This window comes from Cellulomonas xylanilytica (assembly GCF_007989805.1).
In the GTDB taxonomy this organism is placed as follows: Bacteria; Actinomycetota; Actinomycetes; order Actinomycetales; family Cellulomonadaceae; genus Cellulomonas; species Cellulomonas xylanilytica.
This window is the reverse complement of the sequence record NZ_BJUB01000001.1, coordinates 325,675-335,371: the sequence shown is the minus strand read 5'-3', so window position 1 is coordinate 335,371 and position 9,697 is coordinate 325,675. Positions and strand designations below refer to the sequence as shown.

Annotated in this window: 10 protein-coding genes; 4 read left to right on the top strand and 6 right to left on the bottom strand. The window is 74.5% G+C overall.

Annotation, left to right across the window (positions count from 1 at the left end):
- Positions 1-5 precede the first annotated feature (5 nt).
- Positions 6-800 carry a dihydrofolate reductase family protein gene (locus CXY01_RS01500; RefSeq protein ID WP_146925285.1) on the top strand — a complete coding sequence of 265 codons (795 nt, stop codon included), beginning with the start codon at positions 6-8 and terminating at the stop codon, positions 798-800.
- On the top strand, positions 797-1,282 hold the full coding sequence (locus tag CXY01_RS01495) for a hypothetical protein (RefSeq protein ID WP_146925284.1): 486 nt from the start codon (positions 797-799) through the stop codon (positions 1,280-1,282). The genes CXY01_RS01500 and CXY01_RS01495 overlap by 4 nt, the downstream gene beginning before the upstream one ends.
- Positions 1,283-1,336: 54 nt before the next feature.
- Here CXY01_RS01495 and CXY01_RS01490 read toward each other — a convergent pair whose 3' ends face one another.
- The 4 genes from CXY01_RS01490 to CXY01_RS20745 are packed head-to-tail and all read right to left on the bottom strand — an operon-like array spanning position 1,337 to position 4,837.
- Positions 1,337-2,536, bottom strand: coding sequence for an ABC transporter permease (locus CXY01_RS01490; protein ID WP_146925283.1), 1,200 nt, complete (start codon positions 2,534-2,536; stop codon positions 1,337-1,339).
- Positions 2,533-3,225 carry an ABC transporter ATP-binding protein gene (locus tag CXY01_RS01485; RefSeq protein WP_146925282.1) on the bottom strand — a complete coding sequence of 231 codons (693 nt, stop codon included), beginning with the start codon at positions 3,223-3,225 and terminating at the stop codon, positions 2,533-2,535. The genes CXY01_RS01490 and CXY01_RS01485 overlap by 4 nt, the downstream gene beginning before the upstream one ends.
- Entirely contained in the window at positions 3,222-4,259 is a 1,038-nt protein-coding gene (locus CXY01_RS20750; protein WP_186813252.1) for a peptidoglycan-binding protein, read from the bottom strand. Before CXY01_RS20750 ends, CXY01_RS01485 begins: the two co-directional genes overlap by 4 nt.
- Positions 4,256-4,837, bottom strand: coding sequence for a hypothetical protein (locus CXY01_RS20745; RefSeq protein WP_186813251.1), 582 nt, complete (start codon positions 4,835-4,837; stop codon positions 4,256-4,258). The genes CXY01_RS20750 and CXY01_RS20745 overlap by 4 nt, the downstream gene beginning before the upstream one ends.
- A gap of 148 nt (positions 4,838-4,985) precedes the next feature.
- On the opposite strand from CXY01_RS20745, the gene CXY01_RS01475 reads away from it, so the two are divergent.
- Both CXY01_RS01475 and CXY01_RS01470 read left to right on the top strand, forming a co-directional pair.
- A complete protein-coding gene (locus CXY01_RS01475; protein WP_146925280.1) occupies positions 4,986-5,645 on the top strand; it encodes a response regulator transcription factor in 660 nt (219 codons plus the stop codon).
- Between the two features lie 4 nt (positions 5,646-5,649).
- Positions 5,650-6,780 carry a sensor histidine kinase gene (locus tag CXY01_RS01470; protein ID WP_146925279.1) on the top strand — a complete coding sequence of 377 codons (1,131 nt, stop codon included), beginning with the start codon at positions 5,650-5,652 and terminating at the stop codon, positions 6,778-6,780.
- Positions 6,781-6,814: 34 nt separating this feature from the next.
- Here CXY01_RS01470 and CXY01_RS01465 read toward each other — a convergent pair whose 3' ends face one another.
- On the bottom strand, positions 6,815-8,074 hold the full coding sequence (locus CXY01_RS01465) for a carboxylate--amine ligase (RefSeq protein WP_146925278.1): 1,260 nt from the start codon (positions 8,072-8,074) through the stop codon (positions 6,815-6,817).
- Positions 8,071-9,525, bottom strand: a complete 1,455-nt coding sequence (gene gnd, locus CXY01_RS01460) for an NADP-dependent phosphogluconate dehydrogenase (RefSeq protein WP_146925277.1) — start codon at positions 9,523-9,525, stop codon at positions 8,071-8,073. The genes CXY01_RS01465 and gnd overlap by 4 nt, the downstream gene beginning before the upstream one ends.
- Positions 9,526-9,697: the final 172 nt, after the last annotated feature.

Here is a 9,697-nt window from a genome sequence, read left to right as displayed (position 1 = left end):
GCGACGTGCCCGACCTCCCCGCGCTCGACGTCCTGCTCCCGGTCGAGTCGCCGGTCCGCCTGCTCGCGCCCCGTGCCGACGAGTCCGAGCTGATCGCCCTCTTCACCGGCCGGGAGCGGTCCGGCCTCCACGTGCGCGCCAACATGGTGAGCACGGTCGACGGCGCCGCCACCGGCGCCAACCGGCTCAGCGGCTCGATCAACGGCCCCGCCGACTTCCGCGTGTTCCGCGTGCTGCGCGCCCTCGCGGACGTGGTGCTGGTCGGCGCGGGGACCGTCCGCGCGGAGCGCTACACGCCGCTGGAGGTCCCTGCCGAGCTGCGCGCCGCGCGTGCCGCGCTGGGACTCCCCGCCGAGCTCGAGCTCGCGGTCGTCACGGCCAGCGGTGAGCTGCCGACCTCCTTGCTGGAGACCGACCGCCCACCGCTGGTGCTCACCACCGGCTCCGCCCCGGCGCTGGACACGTTGCGCGCGCGCCTCGGGACCGACCGCGTCGTCGTCGCCGACGGGGACGACCCCGGGGCCGTCGACCCCCGCGCGGTCATCACGGCGCTCGGCGAACGCGGGCTGCAGCACGTCCTGGCCGAGGGCGGCCCGACGCTGCTGGCGCAGCTGGTGGACGCCGACCTCGTCGACGAGCTCTGCCTGACGTGGAGCCCGCAGCTGGTCGGCGGACCCGCAGGTCGGGTGACCCGTCTACCCACCTGGTTCGCGCCCGCCCGGCCCGTGACGCTGGCACACCTGCTCCACGCGGACGGCGTGCTGCTGGGTCGCTGGCAGGTGGCTAGGCTCGGCGCGTGACCGACACGATCATCGTCCTCACGGAGGACACCCTCGCCAGCGCCGACGTCGAGAAGCTGCTCGCCCTGCACGAGGGCGAGACGTACGCGTACCGCGTCCTCGTCCCGGCGGACACGGACCGGCCCCTCGTCTCCACGATCATCGACAACCTCAGCCTCGGCGAGCTCAAGGAGGCCTGGCACCGCGCGATCGGCAAGGAGCCGTCCTCGCACGAGGCGAAGGCGACCGCCGACGAGCAGCTGGCCGGCAGCATCGCCGCGTTCGCCGCCGCCGGCCGGGTGGCCACCGGATCGGTCGTCGACGACGACCCGCTGCCCGCGCTGCGCGCGGCCGTCGCGGACGGTGACGTGGTCGAGGTCGAGGTGGTCACGTACCCGCACGCCGTCGAGGACACGTTCCACCGCGACTGGGCGTCGCGTGCGCGCGACGAGCTCCAGGTCCCCGTGCTCCACCTGTACGCGGGCACCAGCGAGCTCGGCTGACCCACGACGGGCGGCACCCCACCGGGTGTGCCGCCCGTCGTCGCGCCGGTCCCCTCAGACCGACCGGAGGGCCTCCGTCGGCGGCACGCGTGCTGCGCGCAGCGCCGGGTAGAGGCCGACCAGCGACCCGACGGCGAGCGAGCACGCGAGGCCCGCGAGCACGGGCAGCCACGGCACCGCCACCGCCCAGCCCTGGCGGGCGGCGAACACCCAGGTCACCGCAACGCCGAGGAGGACGCCGGCGATGCCGCCCAGGAGCGACACGAGCACCGACTCGATGAGGAACTGACCGCCGATCGAGCTGCGGGGCGCACCGAGCGCCCGCCGCACGCCGATCTCGCGGCGCCGCTCCAGCACCGAGACGACCATGACGTTGGCGATGCCGACGCCGCCGACGAGCAGCGCGACGGCGCCGAGCCCGACCGCGAGCAGCGTGAACGACCGGTCGGCCGCGGCCCCCGCGGCCAGCGCGTCGGAGGGACGGGAGACCCGTACCTCGTCCGGCGACGCCGGATCGGCCGTCCGCCCCAGCACGGTCCTCGTGGCGACGACCTCGTCCGGGTCGACCCGCACGTACACGGCGGACGGCGGCAGGTCGTCGTCGACGAGGGTGTGCGCGACGGCCGTCCCCACCAGCGCCGCCTCGTCCAGCTCGGACGCGAGGAGCACCGGGTCCAGGACGCCGATGACGGAGAACGGCCGGCCGCCGAGCGACACGTCGACCCCGTCGTCCAGCGGTCCGACGCCGAGCCGTCGTGCGGCGGTCTGCCCCAGCACGACGGCGGGGTACCGCTGCGTCGCGGCGTCGAGCCAGCGCCCCTCGCGCACCGTCGCGGCCACCGCGTCGAGCAGGTCGAGGTCCGTCGCGAGCACGGAGATGCCGCTCGTCCGGCTCTCCGGGACCTTGTCGGACCGGCGCACGGTCGCGTCGACCGCCCGCACGGCCGAGGCGTCGACCACGGTGGGGACCCGGGCGATCATCGCGACCGACTCGTCCGGCAGCGTGCCCTCGTCGCCCAGCAGCCCCTGCCCGGGGGCGACCGTCAGCAGGTTGGTGCCGAGCGCGTCGAGCTGCGCGCGCAGGTCGGCACGCGACGACTCCGCGAGCCCGAGCACCCCGACGAGGGCCGTGATCCCGATCGCGATGCCCAGGGCGGACAGCGCGGTACGACCGGGGCGGACCGTGAGCCCGCGAGCGCTCAGCCGGAGCAGGTCGGCGGCGGACATGCGACGCACCTCGACTGTCCTCGTCATGCCGCCACCCCCGGGCAGGTGTCGTGCTCGACCCGGCCGTCGCGCAAGGAGACCACCCGCGGCAGACGGCCCGCGATCCGCTCGTCGTGCGTGATGACGACGATCGTCGCGCCGCCGGCGTGAAGGGAGTCGAACAGCTCGAGCACCGCGGCACCCGACGCCTGGTCGAGGTTGCCCGTCGGCTCGTCGGCCAGCAGGATCTGCGGCTCGTGCACCAGCGCCCGGGCGACGGCGACGCGCTGGCACTCCCCGCCCGACAGCTCCGTCGGTGTGTGCCGCACCCGGTCGGCGAGCCCGACCCGCGCCAGGGCGGCGTGCGCGCGCCGCAACCGCTCGGGCCGCCGGACGCCCTGGTAGAGCAGCCCGTCGGCCACGTTCTCGAGCGCGGACCGGCCGTCGAGCAGGAAGAACTGCTGGAACACGAAGCCGAGCCGCACGGCCCGGACGCGGGACAGCGCCGCGTCGGACAGCGCCGTGACCTCGTCGCCGCCCAGCCGGACCCGGCCGGTGGTCGGTCGGTCGAGCGCACCCATGACGTGCAGGAGCGTCGACTTGCCCGAGCCCGACGGCCCGACCACCGCCAGGTAGTCGCCCTCCTCGACGGCCAGGTCGACGCCGTGCAGCACGGTCAGCGCGGCCGAGCCGCTGCCGTAGGTCTTGGTCACGCCGGCCAGGTCGAGGACGCTCACGGGGTCACCACCACGTCGTCGCCCTCGTCGACCTCTCCGCCGGAGACCTCGACGGACGTCCCGGCGAACGCGCCCGTCGTCACCGGCACGTACTGCGACGTGCCGTCCGGCTCCACCCTCTGCACGCCGTAGCCGCCATCGGCGAGCGCCACCAGCGCGGTCACCGGCACGACGAGCACGTCGGTGACGACGGTCTGGTCCAGGCCGACCTCGACGGGCGTGCCCTCCGCCAGGGCGTCGAGACCCGCCTCCCCCGGCGCGATCGTGACCAGGAGCTGCGGCTGCTCGTCGACGGTGACGACCGTCGTCGCCGTGACCGTGCCCGCCGTCACCGAGCCGTCGGACAGCGTCAGGGACGCGACGGCGCCGACCGGCGCCAGGGCGGCCTGGCTGGTCCGCAGCACGACGGTGACCACCCGCTGCGTCTCCCCGAGCGAGAGCACGGGCGCGCCCGGCTCGACCAGCGCACCGAGGTCCTCCAGGTGCTCGTCGACGCGCACGTCCCGCGGAGTGAACAGCACGTCGCCGAGGCGGACCGTGCCCGTCGGCGTGACCCCGAGCGACCTCTGCCACCGCCGGACGGCGGCGGTCGTGACCCCCGTCCAGTCCACGTCGACCGTCAGGTCCAGGCCGGCGGTGTGCCCGAGGTCCGTCAGCGCCTGCTCGAGCTGGTGGACGTCGAGCCCGTCGGCGGAGGAGGGCCCGAGGTCGCGCCACGCCGGGACGGCCCCCGGCAGGCGGACGACCGGTCGGGCGTCGATCGCGTACACGGGCTGACCGGTGGCCACCGTCGACCCGACGGGGGCGAGCCAGGTCACGGTGCCGGGCACGCGGGCCGCGACGGTCGTCGCCGTGCCGTGCCCGACCTCCCCGCTCGCCGTCGTGGTCGACACCAGGTCGCCCCGCGCGACGGCCCGGGTGGTCCACGGGCCAGGCGAGGCCGTGGGATCGGCGGCGCCCCCCGGGGAGCCGCACGCGGCGAGCGGGACGACGAGCGCGAGGACGAGGCCGGCAGCGCGGCGCGGCGTCGTCACTTCCCCTCCCCCTCGGTCGAGCCGTCCGGCGTCTCGACGCCCGCCTCGACGAGGCACTCCTGCATGTCCTGCTCGAACTGCGGGTCGTCGGGGGCGGGGGCGCCCTGGTCGCCCCGCCGGAACTCGGACTCCACCCGTCCCCCGTCGAACGTCGGGTCGGGCATGTCCCAGCCGCGGTCGCGCATGCACTGGGCGTGGTCGAGGAACGACTGCTTCTGCTCCGCGGTGAGGGGCGTCGAGCCCGCCCCGGACTCGGCCATCCGCTGCCACGGCTCGCAGGCGTCGTCCGCGGCCTCCGCCTGCCCGGGCGTGACACCCTCGGCGTCGCCGAGGCGGTAGTGACCGTCCTGCGGGTCGGGGACGTCGACGCCGTGGTCGCGCATGCACTGCGCCCACGCGAGCATCGCGTCCTCGGGGGCGAGGACGGACGAGGAGGCCGACGGCGCTCCGGAGGTCGCTCCACCGGCCCCGGGCAGCACAGGCCCCCGAGCCGGCGTGCAGGCCGCGACCGCTGCCGCCAGCGACACGGCGGCGAGAGCCGCCAGGACGCGTCGGCGCGGGGATGGACGAGGGCTCATGGTGGTTCCTCCTGGACGTCGTCGGGATGACGGGACCAGCCCACCGCCCCGCCGGTTCGGGCAGCGTTGGGTCCCGACGCCACGCAGGCCCACGCCCTTACGCTGGCTGAACACGACGGGACCGATGCTGCGCGGACGGAGGTGTGCGGTGCGGGTGCTCGTGGTCGAGGACGAAGAGGTGATGGCCGACGCCCTGGGCCGTGGCCTGCGCCGGGCGGGCTACGCCGCCGACGTCGCCGTCGACGGCGGCATGGCGCTCGAGCTCGCGGCGCTCAACCCGTACGACGTGGTGCTGCTCGACCGCGACCTGCCGGTGGTGCACGGCGACGACGTGTGCCGGGCGCTGCTCGCGTCCGGCTCGACCGCCCGGATCCTCATGCTGACGGCGGCCGGCGGGCTGCAGGAGAAGGTCGACGGGTTCGGTCTCGGCGCCGACGACTACCTGGCCAAGCCGTTCGCGTTCGCGGAGCTCCTCGCCCGCGTGCAGGCCCTGGCCCGCAGGACCGCCCCGGCGCAGCCGCCGGTCCTCGACGCGGGCGGCCTCCGGATCGACGTCGCGCGGCGGACCGTGACGCGTGACCGCCGACCCGTCGACCTGACGCTCAAGGAGTACGGGGTCCTCGTCGAGCTGGTGCGTGCCGCCGGGGCCGTGGTGTCCGCCGAGGACCTCCTGGCCCGCGTCTGGGACGAGAACGCCGACCCGTTCACCAACGCCGTCCGGGTCACGATGGTCGGGCTGCGGCGCAAGCTCGGCGACCCGCCGCTCGTGGAGACGCTGCGCGGCGCGGGATATCGCGTGATGGTGTGATCGCATGAGACGGTCGCTGAGCGTCCGCTGGCGGCTCACCATCGCCTACACCGTCATCATCGCGGTCTCCGGCGCCGTGCTGCTCACGCTCGTCTACGGCCTGGTCACCGGCGGTGAGGTGCAGTCCGGCAGCCAGACGACCCAGCGCACGCCGGGAACGGACACCGACGTCCCACCGCCCGAACCCGTCGGTCCGGGCGCCCGCGACGACGACCGGTCGGACGGGGCGCAGCTCGCGCAGAGCTCGTGGCTCGCCCTGGCTCTCGTGACGGCGGCGTCCGTCGGCATCGGCTGGGTCGTCGCGGGGCGCCTGCTGGCACCCGTGCACACCATCACGGCCCGCGCGCGGCGCATCTCCGCAGACTCCCTGGACGAGCGGATCGCCCTGGGCGGTCCGCGCGACGAGCTCCGGGCCCTCGCCGACACGTTCGACGCGCTGCTCGGCCGCGTGCAGAGCACCGTCACGTCGGAGCGGCGCCTGGTCGCGACGATGTCCCACGAGCTGCGCACCCCCCTGGCCAACCAGCAGGCGGCGCTCGACGTCGCGCTCGCCGACCCCGCTGCCGACGCGGACGAGCTGCGCGCCGCGGCGACCACCGCGCTCGACCAGAGCCGCCGGGCGGCCCGCACCATCGACGCCCTGCTCGTGCTCGCCCGGGCGCAGTCGGGCGAGGCGACCGGCCCGCCCGTCCCGGTGGACCTGCGGGCGGCGGTCGCGGACGCCGTCGACCAGGCCCGGTCGGCCGACGACGACGTGCTCACGTGGGACGTCCACCTCGTGCCCGCGACGGTTCCCGGCGAGCCGGACCTGCTCGCGCGCGCCGTCGCGAACCTGGTGGACAACGCGGCGCACCACAACGTGCCCGACGGCCGCGTCCTGGTCACGGTCGCGGTCGAGCCGGGCACCGCCCGCGTGGCGGTCGAGAACACCGGACCGATCGTTGCGCCCGACGCTGCCGCGGACCTCGTCCTGCCGTTCCGGAGGGCCGCCGCCGACCGCACCGCGGCGGTCGGCGGCGTCGGGCTCGGGCTGACCGTGGTGCAGGCCGTGGCCGAGCACCACGGCGGCCGGCTCGTCCTGACGCCCCGCCCGGACGGCGGGCTCGTCGCGGAGCTCACCCTGCCGGGACCGTGACCGACGCCCGCGTCTGCGCTCGCCGGTCACGACGTCAGAACCCCGTCGAGGTCACCTCGGGGTAGTACCGGCGGAACTTGCGCACCTGGTTGACCAGCGCCATCGCGACGTACAGGCGACGACGCGGCGACAGGTCGCCCCGGTACGCCAGGGGGTGCGCCACCGCCTTGGCCTTCATCAGCCGGCGCACCCGCGCGGCGAGCTGCGGGTCGCGCACGTAGCGGAGCAGCAACCGGTGCGGGACGACCGAGTAGAGGATCTCCTCGTCGACGACCACCGGCGGGACCGACCGGCCCTCGACGGCGTCCTCCACGACGAACCGCATCGGGTTGGCCCCCGCGGCGGTCACGTAGTAGTTGTTCCGGCCGATCCGCGGGTTGACCTCGAAGAACCGGAACGCCCCGGTGCGCGGGTCCACCTTCACGTCGAAGTTGGCGAAGCCCCGGTACCCCGTCGACGCGAGGAAGGTCCGCGCCTGCGCGAGCATCGGGTCGTCGCGGTACGTGAACATCGCCGCGGGGTTGCCCAGCCCGGACGGCGTGTGCTCCTCGAGCAGCACGTGCGCCGAGCAGAGCAGCGTGATCTCGCCGTGGGAGTCGACGTAGGCGGTGATCGACCGCATCTGCGTGTCGTCGCCGGGGACCAGCTCCTGCACGACGAACCGGCCGCGGTACCCCGCCGTGCGCAGGGCGTCCCAGAGCCACGCCAGCTCCTCGGGCGTCGCGATCTCGAAGACCTTCTTCTTGCCCTCGAACTCGACGTCCTGGTAGTCGGCGCTGCTCGCCGCCTTCGCGATCAGCGGGTACTCCAGGTCGACCTCGACCGCCTCCCACGGACCGGCCGCGCCGAACTCCTGCACGAGCGTCCGGGGCACCGAGATGCCGAGGTCGTCGCAGATCTGCGCGAAGGTGGCCTTGTCCGAGATCTGGTCGAGCAGGTGCTCGGACAGGAACGGGACGACGTAGTACTGCTCCAGCAGCGCGCGGTGCTGGACGACGACCCGGACCAGCCAGTCCGAGTTGGCCATGAGCAGCAGCCGGCGGTCCGGCATCGACTGCGCGACCGCCACCAGCCGGTCCACCAGCTGGCGGGGGTCGTGACCGTCGTCCACGATCTCGTGCCGGACGATGCGCGAGTGGGCGACGGGGCCCAGAGCGGCACCGGCGACGACCACGGACGTGACGCCGTAGGCCTCGTGGAACGACCGGGCCAGGGCGTACACACCGATGTCGGCGCCCAGGATGACCGGCTGCAGCGGCCCCGAGACCGCCGCAGCCGAGGACCCGTCGCTCACGCGGTCTGCTCGGAGCGGTCGCCCGACCAGGTGGTGTGGAACGTGCCGTCCTTGTCGGTGCGCCGGTAGGTGTGCGCTCCGAAGAAGTCGCGCTGCGCCTGGATCAGCGCGGCGGGCAGGTGCTCGGCACGGACGCCGTCGTAGTACGCCAGCGACGACGAGAAGGCCGGGGTCGGGACGCCGTGCAGCGCCGCACCCGCGACGATCCGGCGCCACGCCTCGACGCCGTTGCCCACCGCGCCGGTGAAGTACTCGTCGGCGAGCAGCAGGGGCAGGTTGGCGTCGCGCTCGTACGCCTCGGTGATCCGGTTGAGGAACCGCGCGCGGATGATGCAGCCGCCGCGCCAGATGCGCGCCATGGCCCCCCGGTCGATGTCCCAGCCGAACTCGGCGCTCGCGGCCGCGATCTGGTCGAAGCCCTGCGAGTACGCGACGACCTTGGACGCGTACAGCGCGAGGCGGACGTCCTCGATGAACGCGTCGCGGTCGGTGACGTCCCACGGGGTGGTGTGCGCCGGGAGGACGCCGACGGCGGCCGAGCGCTGCGGCACGGAGCCGGACAGCGCGCGGGCGAACGTGGCCTCCGCGATCCCGGTGATCGGCACGCCCAGGTCCAGACCGTTCTGCACGGTCCAGCGCCCGGTGCCCTTCTGCTCCGCCTGGTCGAGCACGATGTCGACGAAGGCCGACCCCGTCTCGGCGTCGACGTGCTGCAGGACGTCCGCGGTGATCTCGATGAGGAACGACTCGAGGTCGCCGGTGTTCCAGTCGGCGAAGATCTGCCCGATCTCGGCCGCCGAGGCACCCAGCCCCTGGCGCAGCAGGTCGTACGCCTCCGCGATGAGCTGCATGTCGGCGTACTCGATGCCGTTGTGCACCATCTTCACGAAGTGACCGGCCCCGTCCGGGCCGACGTAGGTGCAGCACGGCACGCCGTCGACCTTGGCGGAGATCTTCTCGAGGATCGGGCCCAGGGACTCGTAGGACTCCTTGGTGCCGCCGGGCATGATCGACGGGCCGAGCAGCGCACCCTCCTCGCCGCCGGAGACACCCGAGCCCACGAAGTGCAGGCCCTTCTCGCGCAGGGCGGCCTCGCGCCGGATCGTGTCGGGGAAGTGCGCGTTGCCCGCGTCCACGACGATGTCGCCCTCCTCGAGGAAGGGGACCAGCTCGTCGATGACCGCGTCCGTCGGACCGCCGGCCTTCACCATGACGACGATCTTGCGGGGCCGCGCCAGCGACGCGACGAAGTCCTCGACCGACTCGGACGGGACGAAGGTGCCCTCGTCGCCGTGGTCCGCCACGAGCGACTCCGTCTTGGCGTAGGAGCGGTTGTGGATCGCCACCGTGAAGCCGTTGCGGGCAAAGTTGCGGGCGAGGTTGCGGCCCATCACCGCCAACCCGGTGACACCGATCTGCGCGGTTCCGGTGGCGGTTCCTGAGGCGACCATGCGGGAGAGCTCCTTCGATCGACGGCCCGGCTCGTCCGCGTCCGCGACGGCGTCGAGCACGTGGGGGCACGTACAGGCGCAGGTCGGGCAGGCGACGTCCGGGGGTTCTGGGTGCGCGGTCAGCCTAGTCCGGCGCGCCCACGCCCGGGCGGACGTGCCGGACGGCGAGACG